The 18,623-nt window shown below is 51.5% G+C and carries 20 protein-coding genes; 14 read left to right on the top strand and 6 right to left on the bottom strand.

Annotation, left to right across the window (positions count from 1 at the left end; genetic code table 11):
- The first annotated feature begins 158 nt into the window (after positions 1 to 158).
- Positions 159 to 1,364 (top strand): NADP-dependent isocitrate dehydrogenase, encoded by a 1,206-nt coding sequence (locus J0M34_07300; GenBank protein ID MBN8544052.1) that lies wholly within the window; start codon positions 159 to 161, stop codon positions 1,362 to 1,364.
- A 161-nt stretch (positions 1,365 to 1,525) separates the two neighbouring features.
- Here J0M34_07300 and J0M34_07305 read toward each other — a convergent pair whose 3' ends face one another.
- Positions 1,526 to 1,723: a hypothetical protein gene (locus J0M34_07305; protein MBN8544053.1), complete on the bottom strand. Its 198-nt coding sequence runs from the start codon at positions 1,721 to 1,723 to the stop codon at positions 1,526 to 1,528.
- 193 nt (positions 1,724 to 1,916) lie between these two features.
- Between J0M34_07305 and J0M34_07310 the strand changes: the two genes are divergently transcribed.
- Positions 1,917 to 2,183, top strand: a complete 267-nt coding sequence (locus J0M34_07310; GenBank protein MBN8544054.1) for a hypothetical protein — start codon at positions 1,917 to 1,919, stop codon at positions 2,181 to 2,183.
- Here the strand turns inward: J0M34_07310 and J0M34_07315 are convergent, their stop codons facing one another.
- From J0M34_07315 to fsa, 4 genes are all read right to left on the bottom strand, one after another.
- Positions 2,184 to 3,119 carry a tyrosine recombinase XerC gene (locus J0M34_07315; GenBank protein ID MBN8544055.1) on the bottom strand — a complete coding sequence of 312 codons (936 nt, stop codon included), beginning with the start codon at positions 3,117 to 3,119 and terminating at the stop codon, positions 2,184 to 2,186. It lies immediately after the preceding gene.
- 92 nt (positions 3,120 to 3,211) lie between these two features.
- The gene (locus tag J0M34_07320; protein MBN8544056.1) at positions 3,212 to 3,961 is read right to left on the bottom strand and encodes a DUF484 family protein; all 750 of its coding nucleotides are present in this window, start codon (positions 3,959 to 3,961) and stop codon (positions 3,212 to 3,214) included.
- An 89-nt stretch (positions 3,962 to 4,050) separates the two neighbouring features.
- Positions 4,051 to 4,446, bottom strand: a complete 396-nt coding sequence (locus tag J0M34_07325) for a hypothetical protein (GenBank protein MBN8544057.1) — start codon at positions 4,444 to 4,446, stop codon at positions 4,051 to 4,053.
- On the bottom strand, positions 4,443 to 5,096 hold the full coding sequence (gene fsa, locus J0M34_07330; GenBank protein ID MBN8544058.1) for a fructose-6-phosphate aldolase: 654 nt from the start codon (positions 5,094 to 5,096) through the stop codon (positions 4,443 to 4,445). Before fsa ends, J0M34_07325 begins: the two co-directional genes overlap by 4 nt.
- A 42-nt stretch (positions 5,097 to 5,138) precedes the next feature.
- Between fsa and priA the strand changes: the two genes are divergently transcribed.
- The 9 genes from priA to J0M34_07375 are packed head-to-tail and all read left to right on the top strand — an operon-like array spanning position 5,139 to position 13,273.
- Entirely contained in the window at positions 5,139 to 7,067 is a 1,929-nt protein-coding gene (gene priA, locus J0M34_07335) for a primosomal protein N' (GenBank protein ID MBN8544059.1), read from the top strand.
- Between the two features lie 48 nt (positions 7,068 to 7,115).
- The gene (atpH, locus tag J0M34_07340) at positions 7,116 to 7,667 is read left to right on the top strand and encodes an ATP synthase F1 subunit delta (protein MBN8544060.1); all 552 of its coding nucleotides are present in this window, start codon (positions 7,116 to 7,118) and stop codon (positions 7,665 to 7,667) included.
- Between the two features lie 18 nt (positions 7,668 to 7,685).
- Positions 7,686 to 9,212 carry a F0F1 ATP synthase subunit alpha gene (locus J0M34_07345; GenBank protein MBN8544061.1) on the top strand — a complete coding sequence of 509 codons (1,527 nt, stop codon included), beginning with the start codon at positions 7,686 to 7,688 and terminating at the stop codon, positions 9,210 to 9,212.
- Between the two features lie 6 nt (positions 9,213 to 9,218).
- On the top strand, positions 9,219 to 10,091 hold the full coding sequence (locus J0M34_07350) for a F0F1 ATP synthase subunit gamma (protein MBN8544062.1): 873 nt from the start codon (positions 9,219 to 9,221) through the stop codon (positions 10,089 to 10,091).
- Positions 10,088 to 10,597, top strand: a complete 510-nt coding sequence (locus J0M34_07355) for a hypothetical protein (protein ID MBN8544063.1) — start codon at positions 10,088 to 10,090, stop codon at positions 10,595 to 10,597. Before J0M34_07350 ends, J0M34_07355 begins: the two co-directional genes overlap by 4 nt.
- Positions 10,598 to 10,627: 30 nt before the next feature.
- Positions 10,628 to 12,058, top strand: coding sequence for a F0F1 ATP synthase subunit beta (atpD, locus tag J0M34_07360; protein ID MBN8544064.1), 1,431 nt, complete (start codon positions 10,628 to 10,630; stop codon positions 12,056 to 12,058).
- Between the two features lie 8 nt (positions 12,059 to 12,066).
- Positions 12,067 to 12,465, top strand: coding sequence for an ATP synthase F1 subunit epsilon (gene atpC / locus J0M34_07365; GenBank protein MBN8544065.1), 399 nt, complete (start codon positions 12,067 to 12,069; stop codon positions 12,463 to 12,465).
- 36 nt (positions 12,466 to 12,501) lie between these two features.
- Entirely contained in the window at positions 12,502 to 13,092 is a 591-nt protein-coding gene (locus J0M34_07370; protein MBN8544066.1) for a hypothetical protein, read from the top strand.
- A 28-nt stretch (positions 13,093 to 13,120) separates the two neighbouring features.
- Positions 13,121 to 13,273 carry a Flp family type IVb pilin gene (locus J0M34_07375; GenBank protein ID MBN8544067.1) on the top strand — a complete coding sequence of 51 codons (153 nt, stop codon included), beginning with the start codon at positions 13,121 to 13,123 and terminating at the stop codon, positions 13,271 to 13,273.
- Positions 13,274 to 13,289: 16 nt separating this feature from the next.
- On the opposite strand, the gene J0M34_07380 is transcribed toward J0M34_07375, so the two are convergent.
- The gene (locus J0M34_07380) at positions 13,290 to 14,003 is read right to left on the bottom strand and encodes a YggS family pyridoxal phosphate-dependent enzyme (protein MBN8544068.1); all 714 of its coding nucleotides are present in this window, start codon (positions 14,001 to 14,003) and stop codon (positions 13,290 to 13,292) included.
- Between the two features lie 261 nt (positions 14,004 to 14,264).
- Between J0M34_07380 and J0M34_07385 the strand changes: the two genes are divergently transcribed.
- From J0M34_07385 to J0M34_07395, 3 genes are all read left to right on the top strand, one after another.
- Positions 14,265 to 15,425: a porin gene (locus tag J0M34_07385; GenBank protein ID MBN8544069.1), complete on the top strand. Its 1,161-nt coding sequence runs from the start codon at positions 14,265 to 14,267 to the stop codon at positions 15,423 to 15,425.
- Between the two features lie 122 nt (positions 15,426 to 15,547).
- Complete coding sequence (locus tag J0M34_07390; GenBank protein ID MBN8544070.1) at positions 15,548 to 16,069, top strand: DUF3576 domain-containing protein; 522 nt, start codon at positions 15,548 to 15,550, stop codon at positions 16,067 to 16,069.
- Positions 16,069 to 18,621 carry a leucine--tRNA ligase gene (locus J0M34_07395; GenBank protein MBN8544071.1) on the top strand — a complete coding sequence of 851 codons (2,553 nt, stop codon included), beginning with the start codon at positions 16,069 to 16,071 and terminating at the stop codon, positions 18,619 to 18,621. Before J0M34_07390 ends, J0M34_07395 begins: the two co-directional genes overlap by 1 nt.
- Positions 18,622 to 18,623 lie beyond the last annotated feature (2 nt).

The raw sequence follows: 18,623 nt of genomic DNA on the forward strand, positions 1-18,623 counted from the left end.
TCCATCTTAGAGGATAAGTATGACAAGCGCGTGACAAAGAAAGGAAAAATGGGTTTGTCGCACCAAGGTTTTTATGAAGGTTTTGTGACAGATATGCGTGCTTGATTCGTTTGCCCACTCTGCTACTTGATTGCCAAACCCTCACAGGAACGAGTGCCATGGCCAAAATATCCGTTAATACCCCCGTTGTAGAACTTGATGGTGATGAAATGACACGGATCATCTGGCAGATGATTAAGGATAAGCTTATCCTTCCCTTCCTCGACATTAAGCTGGAGTACTACGACCTCGGTATTGAGAAGCGTGACGAGACGAATGATCAGATTACCGTCGATGCTGCCAATGCCATCAAGAAGCACGGCGTGGGCATTAAGTGCGCGACCATCACGCCTGATGAGGCGCGGGTCAAAGAATTCGGCCTTAAGCAAATGTGGAAGTCGCCTAACGGTACGATTCGTAACATCTTGGACGGTACGATTTTCCGTGCACCGATTATCTGCAAAAATATCCCGCGCTATGTGCCAGGCTGGACGGCGCCGATTATCGTAGGCCGTCATGCGTTTGGTGACCAGTACCGTGCAACGGATATTATTGTTGATCGCCCTGGTAGACTGGTGATGAAATTCACGCCTGATGACGGTAGTGAGGTTTACGAACAGGAAGTCTATCACTTCAAGAGCGCCGGGGTGGCGATGTGTATGTATAACCTTAATCGCTCGATTGAGGGTTTTGCACGTGCCTGCTTCAATTATGCGTTGACGGTGAATTACCCCGTCTATCTTTCGACCAAGAACACCATTCTCAAGAAATACGATGGTGACTTTAAGCACATCTTTCAGCGCGTGTTCGACACGGAATTTAAGGAGCGTTTTGAAGCCTCTAAATTGTGGTACGAGCATCGCTTGATTGATGATTTGGTTGCTTATGCCATCAAGTCGAATGGTGGTTTTGTGTGGGCCTGCAAGAACTACGATGGCGACGTGCAGTCGGACGTGGTGGCGCAGGGATTCGGTTCGCTCGGCCTTATGACCTCTATCCTGCTAACGCCAGATGGTAAAACAGTTGAGACCGAAGCGGCGCACGGAACCGTCACGCGGCATTTCCGCGATCACCAGGCGGGCAAAGAAACGAGCACGAACCCCATCGCGAGTATCTATGCATGGACCTCAGGCCTCAGATACCGCGCGAAGTTTGATAATAATACTGCGCTGGAAGCATTCTGCACCACGCTTGAGAAAGCGGTGATTGATACAGTTGAGGCGGGCATCATGACCAAAGACCTAGCTTTACTAGTAGGCACACAGCAAAAATACGTGACGACGGGGCAGTTCATTGACGCAGTTGCCGCACGTTTGAGTGCGTAATTTTTAAGCAGGAGGGCGCATCGTCGCCACCGCTTCGCGTCCCTTACCAAGCTTGGCCCTCAAAAGAAAACCTTCGCATGGTAACCATGCGAAGGTGTGAAGAAGTCAATTCACGCGAATTCCCGTAAATTCGGGGAAAACGCTTCTATCGATTAGCGTAACTAGTGACTAGCGAGATGCGATTTAAGCATCGGCAGTACATAGTATACTGTACCCAAGCCGATCACGAAATGTATGATCGTCATATGGATGCCGCTGCCAAGCAACGTACCCAACATATCGATACCCAGCGTACTGAAAATGGTGTGAACACCACCTAAAACTACGAGGAACAACGTGATGAGATGAATAATCTTCATAAACTTACTTCACTCCTTTATGTGGACGTCATTATCCACAGTTTCTTTATACCACATCTGCACAAAAAAACTTAGGAAATCCCTAGCTGCGCCGCATCATAGCAGTGCGCCGCAACAATTCTATCCACAGTTTTGTTGCATCGCAGCAAAGAAAATGCTGCACGGTTTTGCTGCAGTTGTTAGAGTAATGTTTATGAGCAGCATGAACAAGTTACGCAGCAAAATTGCGAGCGCTATCCAAGCGGCGGATAGCAGTTACTTCAATGAAAACTACACCAAGCAAGCAGATGCGGTGCTTAAGGCAATAGCGAATGAGGGATTTGTATTGTTGCCAAAAGAGCTTGCGCCAGAGTTATGGAAGCAGGTTTCTGACAACATGCGCACGGGGCGTCTTAAGCCAGAAGAGCACGTGAAAGATGTGTTTGAAACGGTGATTCGTACTGCAGCGACGCTCAAATAATTATTCTGCCAATGGGTGCGCGTCTTGATAGGCGCTTAGTAGTCGTGCAGCATCGACATGCGTGTAGCGCTGCGTCGTGCTAAGCGATGCGTGGCCGAGTAGTTCTTGGATATCGCGCAGCTCTGCGCCACGACTCAGCAGGTGCGTTGCAAAAGCATGGCGTAGTGCGTGTGGTGTGAGTGATTCGGGTAATCCGAGCTGGCGGCGTATGTCACGCACGAGGCGTTGAAAGATCGCAGGCTGCATGGCCTTGCCGCGTGCGCCATAAAATAGCGGTACGCTGTCGTCATTGTCTTGATGGAAGGGCGAGCATTTCAAATACGCCTCTACGGCGTCACGAATAATGGGCAGCACAGGAACTTGTCTGTATTTTGCACCCTTGCCGCGTACGCGCAGCGAATCTTTGTGACGAATATCGTTCACGGTAAGTGAGAGCGCCTCGCTGATACGTAGGCCCGCACCATAAAGCAGTATAGCGAGCGCATGATTGCGTGCGTTGATCCATGTCTTGCGATCAAAGTCGAGCAGGCCATCCAGCGCCGCGTTGGCTTGTGACTCATTGGGCGCTTTGGGAAGCGGCTTATCGAGTTTGGGTGCCGAGATATTCATAACGGCAGTATTCTCAAGCCCCGTATGTTTATGCAGGAAGCGGAAGAAGGTGCGTAGTGCGGAAATGGCACGTGCGTTTGAACTTTTCGCGTAACCGCGCTTAAGGCGGAAGGCAAGCCACGCGCGCACATCTCGCTCTTCTAGGGTGGTGAGTGTTGCGTTGGTTACGGTTTCGCCCGTGTGCTGGTGTAAGAATGCCAGAAAGGCGCTAACATCATGCGTATAGGCAGTGACGCTGTGCGTGCTTGCACGCTTGACGCCTGAAAGTTCTTTCAGCCAGTCACGGATGTGAAGTGCGATTTCGGGTGCTAGGGGGCCTTTGCTCATGCTGTTTTTATACACAGCTTTTCATACTGAACAATAAGAACTTTTAATACACTCAAGCAGCGCATGACCTTGCGCCAACAAGAAGGGTTTTACTACACAGGTAATTCCGCGTCGTTCAGGCAACGATCTAGCGACACAGCCATGACTGCGGCGAGGAAGCCGAGTAGCTCACTGCCCTGGCTTGGATTGAAGTGGCCTGAATCGCGAACCCCGAAGGAAAGAATGGCGGGCTTGCCCACGCGTTCGAGGTCGAGTCGCAGTAGGGCGCATGAGCGTACCAGATTCGAGCAATCGGCGAAAATCATCTCGAAGCCAATCGGGGGCTCGTTATGTGTGTCGGCAATCAGCCGAACCTTCTCGTTCATCAATGCGGCTTGTGCAGTATTGATGGGCACGAAGCAAATGCCAGAGTAGTTATGCTCTGAATAATAGGTGTCATACAAGCCAGCCGCGTTCGATTCGATGGCGAGACGCACGACATCTACATCAAAGAGCGTCAGCAAATCGGTGGTGAGCACTTCGAGTAGTTGCTCAAGATTCTTGGCGCGGATTATGGATAATACCGCGCGCTGTACCTGCTGCTGCGTTGACATATTGTCGCGCGCGCTAGTGACGAGGTGATTGAATTTGTCTTTCATTTTCCCCATGCCACGACGCAGATTATCGATGGCGAAGAATTGGAAGTCGACCACGCCACGCCCGTGGTTCTGGGCGGGGGGTAATAACACCTCCAGCATTTCGGGGTTGTCCATCAAGAAGGTGGGGTGAGAACGCAGATAGTCCTCAACCAGCTTTTTGGTGTCTTCTGCGGGAATGTCGTTGCTTTTTGTCATAGTTTCCATGTGCTCAATCTAGCAAGGAAACGTGCAACATTCACTGCCAAACGGCGGTTTTTGTGCTTTTGCGAAGGATTTTAGAACGGTGTGGCTTTTTAGAGAAAGCCAAACCAATTAAGATGCGGAAAGACACGCCAAGCACAATAAAGTGCCAAAGGCATTGCGATGATGCCTGCAAGAACTTCCCAGCGCCTTACGCCGATAATCATTGCAATCAGATTTCCAATGATTGGCAGAACCAAGCATAGGATGAGTAGCTTCACCATTTCCATCCATCCGAAGCTATAGCCGAAAGCAATGACGGTAAGAATGCTGATGAAGTGCACCAGATTGTCGAATGCTTCGCAGAAGGAAATGTACCACTCCAGCAAGCCCTTCTCTTTTTTCGGGCGCAACCTTGCTTTGAAGAAATGAAAACTCGCAGTCACCATGAGCGCAATAAGCAATACTAATGTTGCATCCGCACTAAAGAATGGTTGCAGAAATCTCATAGTTTTTGGCCTGTTGCTGCCCAGTCTTTCATGAACTGGTCGAGACCTTTATCGGTCAATGGGTGGTTAGCAAGTGCCTTAAGTACGCCCGCAGGTGCGGTTGCCACATGCGCACCCAGTTTGGCGGCTTCCACGATATGCATGGGGTGGCGCACGGAAGCGACCAATACTTCAGTTTTGAAATGTGGGTAGGCTTTGTAGATGGTCATGATGTCGGCAATCAGATCCATGCCGTTCATGCTGATATCGTCGAGGCGACCAACGAATGGTGAGATGAATGTCGCGCCCGCTTTCGCAGCAAGCAGCGCCTGTGATGCCGAGAAGCACAAGGTGACATTCACCATGGTGCCTTTGGACGTGAAATACTTGCACGCTTTCAGACCATCAATGGTGAGTGGTACTTTAATCGTGACGTTCTTGGCGATTTTGGCGAGGTCTTCGCCTTGCTTCACCATGCCTTCATAATCAAGCGCGACGACCTCAGCGCTTACGGGGCCGCTGGTGATGGCGCAGATTTCTTTGATGACTTCCTTGAAGTCGCGCCCCGATTTTTTGATGAGGCTGGGGTTAGTGGTAACGCCATCGAGCAAACCTGTTGCAGCGAGGTCTTTAATTTCGGCAACATCTGCGGTATCAACAAAGAACTTCATGGCAATTCCCCCGTGAATAATGAAACTTCGGTAGCCCACACCATGCCACGCGTCAATGTCTTACTCGCAACTTCGCTCGATAAATCGCTCGACTATCGTGCCGATAGCGGCATTCATTTGGGCAGTATTGTGGAAGTGCCGCTTGCGGGGCGTAAGGTCATGGGCGTGGTTTTGGGTGCTGGAAGCGACGATGTACCCGAAGCTAAAATGAAATCGGTGCTACAATCGCCGGATGTGCCAGCGCTGGGTGCGGCGTTTTTGAAATTCATTGACTGGGTGGCTGAATATACTTTAGCGCCGCGCGGGGCGGTGTTGGCATTAAGTGGCCTTGCGCACGCCACTAAATTGCCGCGTAAGACTTATGTGCCGCCCACGTATCATTCTAACTTACCGACATTATCGATTGAGCAACAAAACGCCTATGAAGCGATTAAAGTAAATGGCAGCATACCCACGGTGCTGGATGGTGTGACGGGTTCAGGTAAAACGGAAGTCTATTTCCATATTATTGATGATGCCATCAAAGCCGGAAAACAGATTCTGATTTTGGTGCCGGAAATCTCCCTCACCCATCAATGGATGCAGCGCTTTGAAAAAACCTTCGGTGCGCCGCCAGTGGTATGGCACTCCAGCCAATCACCTGCCGACCGCAAACGTGCATGGCATGCTGTCGCAGCGGGCGAAGCGAAGGTGATTGTCGGGGCGCGCTCGGCGCTCTTTTTACCCTTCAAAGACCTTGCGCATATCATCGTCGATGAAGAGCATGATCTTTCCTACAAGCAAGAAGACGGCGTGCTGTATCATGCGCGCGATATGGCAGTGGTGCGCGCCAAGTTCGAGGATATTCCCGTTACGCTTGTCTCGGCCACACCATCACTTGAAACCGTGCAGAATATTAAGGCTGGTCGCTATAAGGCCGTGCAGCTTATCGAGCGGCACGGTGCGGCAGGACTGCCGAGCATTCATCTATTGGATATGACAAAACATCCCCCCGAGCGCGGGAATTTTTTGTCGCCGGTGTTTATCCAAGAAATGAAGAGCACGTTAGCGCGTGGCGAGCAAGTGTTGCTGTTTTTGAATCGACGTGGCTATGCGCCGCTCATGCTCTGTCGTGCCTGCGGATATCGTTTTGAGTGTTCGGATTGTTCGTCATGGCTTGTGCTGCACCAAAGCAAACACCAGCTACATTGCCATCATTGCGGACATAAAGAAAAAGAACCAACCGAGTGCCCAAGTTGCAAGGTGGAAGGCAAACTTGCTGCCTGCGGCCCTGGTGTTGAGCGTATCGCGCAGGAAGTCGCCGCGCTGTTTCCAGAAATAACACCACTCACCTTGAGTAGTGACGAAGTGGTGGATGCAGGGGTCATTGATAAAGTGATTTCGGGCGAAGCCAACATCATCATTGGTACGCAAATGGTGGCGAAGGGTCACCACTTCCCTAACCTCACATTGGTGGGTGTGGTGGATGCGGACTTGGGGCTAAATGGCGGTGATTTGCGCGCCAGCGAACGCACCTATCAATTGCTGCATCAGCTTTCGGGGCGTGCCGGTCGGGGAGATACGGCGGGCCATGTCTATTTGCAGACCTATGAATCCAAGCACCCTGTCATGAAGGCGCTGGCGGCGGGGGATAGGGACGGATTCATGCGTGCTGAAATGGAAATACGTGAGCGCGGCCATTGGCCGCCTTATGGGCAACTCGCTGCCATATTGCTCGATGGTACAGTAGAGGCCGAGGTGCAGCGTGCGGGCATTCAGCTTGCCCGAACCGCCCCTGCGGATGTACGCATCAAGGTGCTGGGCCCTGCCCCTGCCCCACTCTCGCGACTTAAGGGGCAATATCGTTACCGCTTGTTGGTCAAGGCTGATAAGCCTGTAAACCTCCAGAAAACCTTGCAATTATGGCTAGATTCGGTCGTATTCAAGCGCGTGCGGCTGAAGGTGGATGTGAACCCGTATTATTTCATGTGAAAAAACACTTGTCTTTGTGACTTTCCTTGCTAGGTTGCGCGCGCATTTATGAGTACATCACACACTGAACGTCTGACTATCGCCTCGCGTTACGCCGAAGCCATCTTCGCGCTGTCGCTTGCTGCGAAAAAAGAACAAGAGGTTGTCGGCGCGATTGTTGCGCTGGCTCAGGCAATTAGTGCGCATGATGCGGCAAAAGCCGCCTTGGCTAATCCCCTACTGGGCCGTGCGCTTAAATCAGGTATTTTGGTAGAACTGCTCGCCAAGGCTGACAAAATCGCTGCGGACTCGGTTCGCGTGATTGCTGAGCAAGGCCGCGCAGAGCTGCTTCCAGAAATTGCACAGCTTCTCGCGAAGAAACTGACCGCGCACAAAGGTGAGCTCGACGCACATGTTACCAGCGCCCGCGCATTGTCGGCGATGGAGCAAAAAGAAGTCGCTGCAGCGCTTACAGCAGCTACCGGTAAAAAAGTGAATCTCACCCTCACCGAAGACGCAGCCGTGATCGGCGGTCTTAAGGTTCGCGTAGGTTCGCACTTACTAGATGGAACGGTGGAAACCGCGTTAAAACGTATGCGCCAGCAATTGTTGGCCGCTTAAGAAATAAAGGAGACTGGTATGGATATTCGTGCAGCAGAAATTTCGGACATTTTGAAAAAGCATATCTCGGGCGCATCGACTGCCGCAGAGCTGGCTGAAGTAGGCCAAGTTGTTTCCGTCGGTGATGGTATTGCCACCGTTTACGGCCTTGAGAACGTTCAGGCTGGTGAGATGGTCGAGTTCGATGGTGGCCTTAAAGGTATGGCGCTGAACCTTTCAACCGATTCTGTCGGCGTGGTAATTTTCGGTAACGACAAGGCCGTGAAAGAAGGCGACTCTGTAAAACGTACGGGCACCATCGTGGACGTGCCAGTGGGCGAAGAGATGCTCGGCCGCGTGGTGGACGCGCTCGGTAACCCTATCGATGGTAAGGGCCCAATCAACGCGAAAAAGCGTAGCCGCGTAGAACTTAAAGCGCCTGGTATCGTATACCGCAAATCGGTACATGAGCCTGTGCAGACCGGTATTAAATCGATCGATGCGCTGATTCCAATTGGTCGTGGCCAGCGCGAGCTTATCATTGGTGACCGCCAAACCGGTAAGACCGCTATCGCTATCGACACCATCTTGAACCAGAAAGCGGCGTTCGAGTCGGGCGATGATAAGAAAAAACTCTATTGCGTCTATGTTGCGGTTGGTCAGAAGCGTTCGACCGTTGCGCAAGTTGTGAAGAAACTCGAAGAAACCGGTGCGCTGAAATACACCATCGTGGTTGCTGCGACCGCTTCGGATCCTGCGCCGCTTCAGTATCTCGCTCCTTATGCTGGTTGTGCGATGGGTGAATATTTCCGCGACAACGCCAAACACGCCGTGATCGTGTATGATGACTTGTCGAAACAAGCGGTTGCATACCGCCAAATGTCGCTCTTGCTGCGCCGTCCACCAGGACGTGAGGCGTATCCTGGTGACGTATTCTACGTGCACTCACGCTTGCTTGAGCGCGCGGCAAAAATGTCGGACGATAAAGGCGCAGGTTCATTGACGGCATTGCCCGTGATCGAGACCCAAGCGGGTGACGTATCGGCCTATATCCCAACCAACGTGATTTCGATTACCGATGGTCAGATTTTCCTTGAGACCGAATTGTTCTATAAAGGCGTTCGCCCTGCGGTGAACGTTGGTCTTTCGGTATCACGCGTAGGTTCTGCGGCTCAGGTGAAGGCAATGAAACAAGTTGCTGGTTCGATTAAGCTGGAGCTTGCACAGTTCCGTGAGATGGAAGCATTCGCGCAATTCGGTTCCGACCTTGATGCGGCAACTCAAAAGCTGCTGGGTCGTGGCCAGCGCCTCACTGAACTTTTGAAGCAAGCGCAATACGCGCCACTGCAGATGGAAGAGCAAGTATGCGTAATTTACGCAGGCGTGAAAGGTTACCTCGATGATGTGGCTACCAACAAAGTGGGCGCTTTCGAAGCAGAGTTGCTGCGCACGCTGCGTGGTGAGAAGTCGCTGCTTGAGACTATCCGCAAAGAAGAAAAGCTGTCGGATGCATCAGAAGCGAAGTTGAAAGAAGTGATTGGCCAAGTGAAAGGACGCATTGCGTAATACACTATGCCGTCACTCAAGGACCTTAAAAACCGAATCAAAAGCGTGAAGTCGACGCAGAAGATCACCAAAGCCATGAAGATGGTGGCGGCGAGCAAGCTGCGCCGTGCGCGTGAAGCGGCTGAAGCAGCGCGTCCTTACGCGATGGCGATGGATCGCATGGTATCGCGTTTGGCGGCGTCCTATCAGCATCAAAGTAACGGGCCGTTACTGCTTAAGGGTACGGGCAGCGACAAAAATCACCTGATCATTGTGGCAACCGCAGACAGAGGTTTGTGTGGTGCGTTCAACAGTTCCATCACCCGCGCGACGCGCAAGCAGGTGAAGGAATTGCAAGCACAAGGCAAAAACGTGAAGCTTTATTGCGTCGGCAAGAAATCACGCGATTTGCTGCAAAATGATTTTGGTAAATTGATTGTTGGCGTGAAAACCGACATTGCGAAAAAGACGGTTGCTTACACTGTTGCGGAAGCAATCGCTGAAGATGTGCTTGAGATTTTTGAGCGCGAAAAAATCGATGTGGTGAGCATTTACTATAACCACTTCAAATCAGTCATTTCGCAAATCGTAACGCACCAGCAATTGATTCCTCTGGCGATTGAAACGTCCTCACAATCATCGGATGCTTCGTATGATTACGAGCCAGAAGAAGAAGCGATTCTCGCCGATTTATTGCCGCGTAACTTTGCGATGCAGATTTTCAAAGCGTTGCTTGAGAACGCAGCATCTGAGCAGGGTGCACGCATGAACGCGATGGAAAACGCCACCAAAAACGCAGGCGAGATGATCAAGAAAATTACCCTGAAGTATAACCGTACACGTCAGGCGAATATCACCAAAGAGCTCATCGAGATTATCTCGGGTGCGGAGGCCGTGTGATGAACGAGACATACAAGCCGACTCGCGAGGAATACCGGGCACTTAACAGCGTTTCGTGGCGCGTTGCTTTGCTGTTTAGCGTATTTAGTATTATTGTCGCTATCGCAGGCGTAACAGCAACGCTCGCTTTTATGAAAACAGGAGAATTGAGGGAAGCGGTAAATAATCTACCATTTTTGCTACCCATCGTTATCGAAATTATTTTCCTGAGCATTGCTTCATACTTTTTGTTCATGCGCGTATTCAAGCCACGTAAGAAATTCACCATCAGTCCAAATGTATCGCACGAGAAGCTTAACATCTATCGTTGGCGCTGGGTTGGTACGGTGATTGTTCTGGAAATCCTGATCGTAGCTTTGTTCGTTATATTGGATATGTTTGTATTCAAGAAAGAAGGTGGCAGTTCGCACGGTGCACTAGCTACGTTTCTCGGCATGATGTCGGCAACTCAATTGATGCTGACGAAGATGATAAAGAAAAACGAAATCACTATTGAGACAAGATAATTAGGAGAAGTTATGGCAGCAGTAATTAAAATGAAAGCAGATGCGCAGGCAGGTGCGGTGGCACAAGTCATCGGCCCCGTTATCGACGTGAAATTTGAGCAAGGCCACTTGCCAGCGATTTTGAATGCGCTGGAGATGGAAGTAGACGGTAAGCGTCTCGTGCTTGAAGTTGCGCAGCATCTTGGTGAAAACACCGTGCGCGCGATTGCCATGGACTCCACCGATGGTGTGACGCGTGGTCAAGCAGTGCGTGATACGGGTGCGCCAATCACCGTTCCAGTGGGTGAAGAAACACTTGGTCGTATCCTCAACGTAATCGGTGAGCCAATCGACGAGCGTGGCCCCGTAAGCGCAAAACACGTAGCGCCGATTCACGCTGAAGCGCCAAACTTTACTGAGCAGTCGACCAAAGACGAAATTCTTGAGACGGGTATTAAGGTCATTGACCTGCTCGCGCCTTACGCTAAGGGTGGTAAAATTGGTCTGTTCGGTGGTGCGGGCGTGGGTAAAACCGTACTCATCATGGAACTTATCAATAACATTGCGAAAGCACGTGGCGGCTTCTCGGTATTTGCCGGTGTGGGTGAGCGTACCCGCGAAGGTAACGACCTTTACCATGAGATGGTGGAGTCGGGCGTTATCAACCTCGACGATCCAAAGAAATCAAAATGTGCCCTGATTTACGGTCAGATGAACGAACCTCCAGGTGCGCGTGCACGCGTTGCGCTCACAGGTCTGACGGTGGCGGAATATTTCCGTGACCAAGAAGGCCGCGACATGTTGTTCTTCGTCGATAACGTATTCCGCTTTACCCAAGCGGGTTCGGAAGTATCCGCGTTGCTCGGCCGTATTCCTTCGGCAGTGGGTTACCAGCCAACGCTGGCAACCGAGATGGGTAACATGCAAGAGCGCATTACCTCGACCAACAAGGGTTCGATTACCTCGGTACAAGCGATTTATGTACCAGCAGATGACTTGACCGACCCTGCGCCTGCAACGTCATTCGCACACTTGGATGCAACCACCGTACTCTCGCGTCAGATTGCAGAGCTTGGTATTTATCCAGCCGTGGATCCGCTCGATTCAACCAGCCGCATGCTTTCAGCAGCGATTGTTGGTGACGCACACTACAAAGTAGCGCGTGATGTTCAGAAAGTTCTGCAGACCTACAAGTCATTGCAAGACATCATCGCGATTCTGGGTATGGACGAGTTGTCGGAAGAAGATAAACTCACCGTAGCGCGCGCTCGTAAAATCCAGCGCTTCCTGTCACAGCCGTTCCACGTAGCGGAAGTGTTCACGGGTAAGCCAGGTGCATACGTGTCGCTTGCGGATACCATTAAAGGCTTCAAGGCAATTATTGATGGTGAATACGACCATCTGCCAGAAGCAGCTTTCTATCTCGTTGGTACGATTGAAGAAGCTGTTGAGAAAGCCAAAGAACTCGCTGCTGCTGCATAGGGACTATCATGAGCAACGTCTTCCATCTGCATATTGTTTCTCCCGCGCAAAGCGTGCTTGATACGCATGTGGAGATGGTCGATATCCCAGGCCTTGAAGGGGATTTTGGTGTGTTGCCTAACCATGCGCCGTTCTTCTCGATGCTGCGTCCTGGGGTGATTTCGATCTATCTGCCAGAGAAACGCCAGAAGCGTTTATTCGCAACGTCTGGCTATGCAGAGGTATCGCCTGAGGGCTGCACTGTGATTTCGGATGATATTCATGACCTTGAAAGCATTACCCTAGAGGAAGCGAAAGAGGTTCTGGATCGCGCCGAACGTGACGTGAATAGCGCGAGCACCGACTCCGACAAGGCAAAGGCTGCTAAGCGTATGGAAGCGGCAAAGGCCCTCGTAGCTGCTTTATAAGGCAGGCTTTGGCACGGGGCTTGCAACGCAGTGCCCATGGCCATTGAAGAAATCAGACAAATCCCTACCAAGCTGAGCGCAATGGCAGCGCCAGAGGCTGACTATAAGGCTGCGAGCAAAAGCAAAGATACGGAAGAGACGGAATATGGGTTTTGGGACTTTCTCGACCTGATTAATCCGCTACAGCATATCCCTGTTGTTAATACGATTTACCGCGAAGTGACTGGCGATACCATCAAGCCTGAAATGAAACTGGCGGGCGGTGCGGCATTGGGTGGCGTATTTGGTTTTGTCAGCAGCTTGGCGGATGTGATTTTTGAGCAAGAAACCGGCAAGGATATTGGCAGCACTATGGTCGCCGCCGTATTTGGTGATGACGATAAAGATGTGCCCGTGCAAGTAGCAAAGGCTGAGCCCATCCAGCATACAGAGCCTAGTATTCACGATGTTAAGCCTCATGCTTTCATGAATGAAATGACGTCAAAAATCAGTGCGCTTGATACACAGCGTGCACAAGTGCTGGCACTTTATGGAGCTTCAACACCCCCTGAACGGGCTTCGCGCGCCTACCAGCAGGCTGATATGCGGGCCTATTTACAGCAATCATCCATGAATGCGACTTTCTAGCTGCCCCCGTTTGTGGTATAATTCGCCTATGTTCCAGAACCGCTCAGGCGCAACAGCGATTGAATATGCACTTATTGCATCATTGATATCTGTGGCGGCGATTGTTGCCTTCCAACTATTGGGTGATTCACTGGATGGCGTCTGGGTAGCGATTAGCAATGCAATGGAAGCAGCGCTTTAGTTTGCAGTGTCGGTTCTTAGGAGTGATTGCGGGCGCCGAATAATGCAGTGCCTACACGTATCATCGTAGCCCCAAAACGAAGCGCGGTTTCATAATCCCCACTCATGCCCATGCTAAGCTCAGCTAGTTGGTGCGTTCGTTTCAATTGGTACATTAGCGCAAAGTAGGGCGCTGGGTTCTCACCCTCAGGCGGAATACACATGAGTCCGTGAATGGGCAGGCCAATTGTATGGCAATGTTCAAGTAGCGCGGCTAAGTCCTGCGGCAATACGCCTGCTTTTTGCGGTTCCTCACCAATATTGATTTGGACGAGGCAGCTAACGACTCTGTTTTGTTTTTTTAGTTCGGCGCAAACGGCATCGGCAATTTTGGGTCTGTCGATGGTGTGGATGACATCGAACAGTGCTACTGCCTCTTTGGCCTTATTAGATTGTAGGGGGCCAATCAGGTGCAAGCGCAATTCAGGGTGGTTAGCTTTAAGCGAGGGAAACTTGCCTTGCGCTTCTTGCACTTTGTTTTCCCCAAAGTCCGTGACACCTAAGCGAAGGGCTTCCTCAATGCGTTCGGGGGGGTGAGTTTTGCTTACCGCTATGATTCTGGCGGGAGATGGAAGGGGTTGGGAGGCATTTTTTGCAGATACTAGGGGTCTGCCGCCACCCTTTAGGCATTGTTGCAAGCCTGCCAAGCGGGTGGCAAGGCTGTCATGGGGGGTGCTAATGTTAGTTTTCATAGTTTTTTCAATAGCATAGCTTTTTGCGGAGCGCAAGGTTCGGTTGGGGTGTGACTTTGTGGTAAATGTGCAACAGGGGGGTGTTAAATACCCCCTAGACACCAAAAAAGGCTTGGCAAGGGTTGCGTGTGTCACCCCCTTTCCCGTAATAAAGGCCTCGTGGAGCATAGGGCTTTTGCCACGTGCACCTTGTGTTCACAGGAGACACTTACATAGTGTAAGACGTCTCTTGCTTGTTTAACTAAAAAAAGGACGATTCGTATGAAAAAGATTCTTCTTGGTACGACGGGTCTGATCGGCGCGGCACTGCTTTCTGCAGCTGCTCACGCTGAGACGCCCAAAGTAACCCTCGGTGGTTTCGCTGATTTCCAAGCTGGTCAAACCAGCGACGACCGCGATGACAACAACCGTGGTCATGGTTTCCGCAATGATAACGAGATCAGCGTTCGCGTTGATGGCAAGACCGATGGTGGTCTTGGTTACGGTGCGGTAATCGATCTCGAGACCGACATCACCGACAACAACAACAACTCGGGTGGCAACGCTACTCGTACCTTCACCTACCTCGAAGGTAACTGGGGTCGTTTCGAAATGGGCGGTAACCGTGGCGCAACTGCTGCTATGGGCATCACCGCTGGTGACGTTGCTGTTGCTACCGGTGGTATCGACGGTGACTGGACCAACTTCACCAACGTGGATGGCACGATTGCTGTCCCAGGTGCTACCTTGGCTGCTTCAGGCGGTTTCATTACCAAAGCTAAAGGTTTCGCTGATCATGGCGTGACCACCGCTCTGGGTGATGAGAACTTCTACAACTCAACCAAAGTTAGCTACTACTCACCAAAATTCTCGGGCTTCCAGGTTGGCGCAAGCTACACCCCTGATATGGAAGATCGTGGTCAAACCGTTGCTCGTGTTGACAACGCTGCTGGCCAGTTCGGCGAGATCTTCGAAATCGCTCTCGGTTTCGATCATCAGTTCGAAAACGGTCTGAAGTTGGGTGCTGCTGGTACCTACGAAAACGGTGACCATGACACCGCTGCTAACGAAGACATCCGCACCTACAGCATTGGCGCTCTCTTGGGCTACCAAGGTTGGTCGGCTGCTGCTTCGTACGGTAGCTGGGGTGACTCAGGTCGCGCAGTTAACACCAACAACGACGATTCAGATTTCTGGACGCTCGGTGCTGGTTACGAAACCGGTCCATTCGGTCTGTCGGCTACTTACCTGAACTCAACTCGTGAGACGGGTGCTACCACCGACAACGACTTCACCAACTTCGTAGTTGGTGCAGACTACAAACTTGCTCCGGGTCTGACCCCATACGCTGAAGTATCGTTCTACGAGTTCGATCAAGGCGGTGCTGGTGGTTTCGACAACGACGGCACGACCTTCCTGCTCGGTACGCAAGTTGCGTTCTAAGCTGAAGGCTTAAAGTCTAAGATGGAGGGGTAGCAGAAATGCTACCCCTTTTTCTTTTGTGGCTAGCTCTTGCAAACTTCTGCGCCCTCGCTATGGTGTGCGCCTCACATGCGAGGCGAATTATGACGTTGCGTAAATCTCTCTTCTTTACTGCTCTTTTTTCATTGTTAGTTGCGGGTTGTGGCCTTGAAGGCGACACTAGTGAATTCCCCAAAAACCCAGACGATGTTCGCAAAGAACGCGTGGGCAAACTTACAGGGGAAGACGGTATTTTGCTAAGTGGCAGCGAAAAAAAGGGCGACGAAGGCAATAATCCGCTTGGGGTAAACAGCTTCCTATGGCGCGCAACGCTGGATACCTTGGCATTCATGCCGCTTGCCTCGGCTGACCCATTTGGCGGCGTGGTGCTCACCGATTGGTATGAAGACCCCAAAGCACGCGGCGAGCGCTTCAAGGTCAATGCGCTTATTCTCGATCGTCAATTGCGTGCGGATAGCGTGAAAGTGCGTATGTTCAAGCAGAAGCAGGACGAGAAAACGAAACAATGGCTGGATCAAACCGTCGATGATGCGACGAATCGCAAGCTTGAAGATGCCATTCTGACGCGCGCGCGCCAACTTCGTGTTGCACAACTAGGTTACTAATGGCCTCTCCCTCAGAGCGTTATAACGCCCGCGTTAGCGAGGCTAAATGGCAAGACGCGTGGCGCAAGCAAGGCGTTTTTAATACGCCCGCACCCAACGGCAAGCCTGATTACTTCGTGCTTGAGATGTTCCCCTACCCTTCGGGCAATATCCATATGGGGCACGTGCGCAATTACACACTGGGTGACGTTGTGGCGCGCTTCCGTCGCGCGCAGGGCTATAACGTGCTTTACCCCATGGGGTGGGACGCGTTTGGATTGCCCGCAGAGAATGCAGCGATTCAACGCAACACGCACCCGAAGGCGTGGACACTCTTGAACATCGCGACGATGCGTGAGCAGCTTAAATCCATTGGTTTGAGCTATGACTGGTCGCGTGAAGTGACGACCTGTTTGCCTGAATATTACAAGCACGAGCAAAAATTCTTCCTTCAATTTCTGAAGCACGGTCTTGCTTACCGCAAAGAAGCGGTGGTGAACTGGGACCCTGTCGATAATACGGTGCTTGCCAATGAGCAGGTGATTGATGGGCGTGGTTGGCGCTCAGGCGCTATCGTTGAGCGCCGCACCTTGTCGCAATGGTTCTTGAAAATCACCCACTTTGCGGAAGATTTGCTGCAAGGTCTAGAGACACTCGGCGCATGGCCAGACAAAGTGCGCATCATGCAAGAAAAGTGGATTGGTAAATCCTCTGGCGCGCTGGTGACGCTTAAGGTGCTGTGCAAGAAGCCAGGCAAGGATGTGATTGAAAGTGATATTGAAATCTACACGACGCGCCCCGACACGTTTTATGGCATGAGCTTTGTAGCGATTGCGCCAGAGCACCCATTGGCGCAGAGCATGATTGGGCATAATCCCGAAGCGGAAGCGTTCATCAAAGAATGCAGCCAGCTTGGCACGTCGGAAGAGGCTATCGAAAAGGCAGAGAAAAAGGGTTTCGATACGGGGCTCAAAGTGGTGAACCCCTTCACGGGAAGCGAGCATCCGTTATATATCGCTAACTTCGTACTCATGGGTTATGGCACGGGTGCTGTGTTTGGTTGTCCTGCGCATGATGAGCGTGACTATGAATTTGCCAAGAAATATAACCTCGACATCAAGCAAGTGGTCGCGCCAAAAGATGGCGGTGAAGTGACGTTCCCTTACACAGAAGACGGCGTGCTGATCAACTCGCCGTTGTTTGATGGCATGAGCGTTGCCGATGCCAAAGAAGAAGCAATTGCCGAGCTTGAGAAGAAAGGCGTTGGCAAACGCAAGACCAACTATCGTTTGCGCGATTGGGGTGTCAGCCGCCAGCGTTATTGGGGTTGCCCGATCCCGATTATTCATTGCAAAGATTGTGGTGCAGTGCCTGTGCCTGAAGACCAATTGCCCGTGACGCTGCCAGAAGATGTGACCTTCGGTAAGCCGGGAAATCCCATTGCCCATCACCCCACTTGGAAACATGTTAACTGCCCTCAATGCGGTAAGCCTGCTGAGCGCGAGACCGATACGTTCGATACGTTCTTTGAATCATCATGGTATCCGTTCTGTTATGCCTCTGGCGGTGGCGATAAGGGCATCACCAAAGACGCCGAGCGCTGGATGCCAGTGCAACAATATATTGGTGGCATTGAGCATGCGGTGCTTCACCTGCTCTATTCGCGCTTTTTCACGCGCGCGCTCAAGCATTGTGGCATTGTGAATGTCGAGGAGCCGTTCAAGGGTCTGATGACGCAAGGCATGGTTGGCCATGTGACCTTCAAAGACGCTAAGGGCGAATGGAGATACCCCGCCGAAGCACACAAAAATGATGCTGGCGAATGGCTATTCGAAGATGGTAGCCCTGCGACCGTAGGACGTTCGGAAAAGATGTCCAAATCGAAAAAGAATACCGTAGACCCGCGCAATATCATCGACGGTTATGGTGCGGATACGGCGCGCTTGTTTATGATGTCCGATTCACCACCCGATCGTGATTTGGAATGGACGGATGCGGGTATTGATGGTGCTTGGCGTTATCTTGGTAGATTGTATCGTTTGGTGGCAGAGAATCTGGATGCGATTACAAAGGCGGGCGTACCAACGGGTGATCACCCGATTCGTAAGCAGACGCATAAAACCATTCATGGCGTGACGCGTGATATCGAGCAATTCCATTTCAACAAGGCAGTGGCGCGTGTGCGTGAATTGACCAATGCGCTCGAGAAGTTGGACACACAAACATGTGCGGCAGAATATCGCGAGGCTGTTACGGCGGCGCTGCATCTCATCGCACCCATTATTCCGCACCTTGCCGAAGAATGCTGGGCGCTGATGGGCAATGCCGATTTAATCGCAACGCGCACATGGCCTGTTGCCGATGCTGCATTGATGGCAGATGACACCGTGACGGTTGCCGTGCAAGTGAATGGCAAGCTGCGTGCGACGCTGGAGCTGGCCGTGGACATCGCCAAAGAAGAGGCGGAAGCAGCGGCGCTTGCTGAGCCGAAAGTGGTTGCAGCAATCGACGGTAAGGGTGTAAAAAAGATCATCGTCGTCCCGAATAAAATCGTCAATATTGTAGCGGCCTAAGC

The organism is Alphaproteobacteria bacterium, from assembly GCA_017302575.1.
In the GTDB taxonomy this organism is placed as follows: Bacteria; Pseudomonadota; Alphaproteobacteria; order Rickettsiales; family UBA3002; genus JAFLDD01.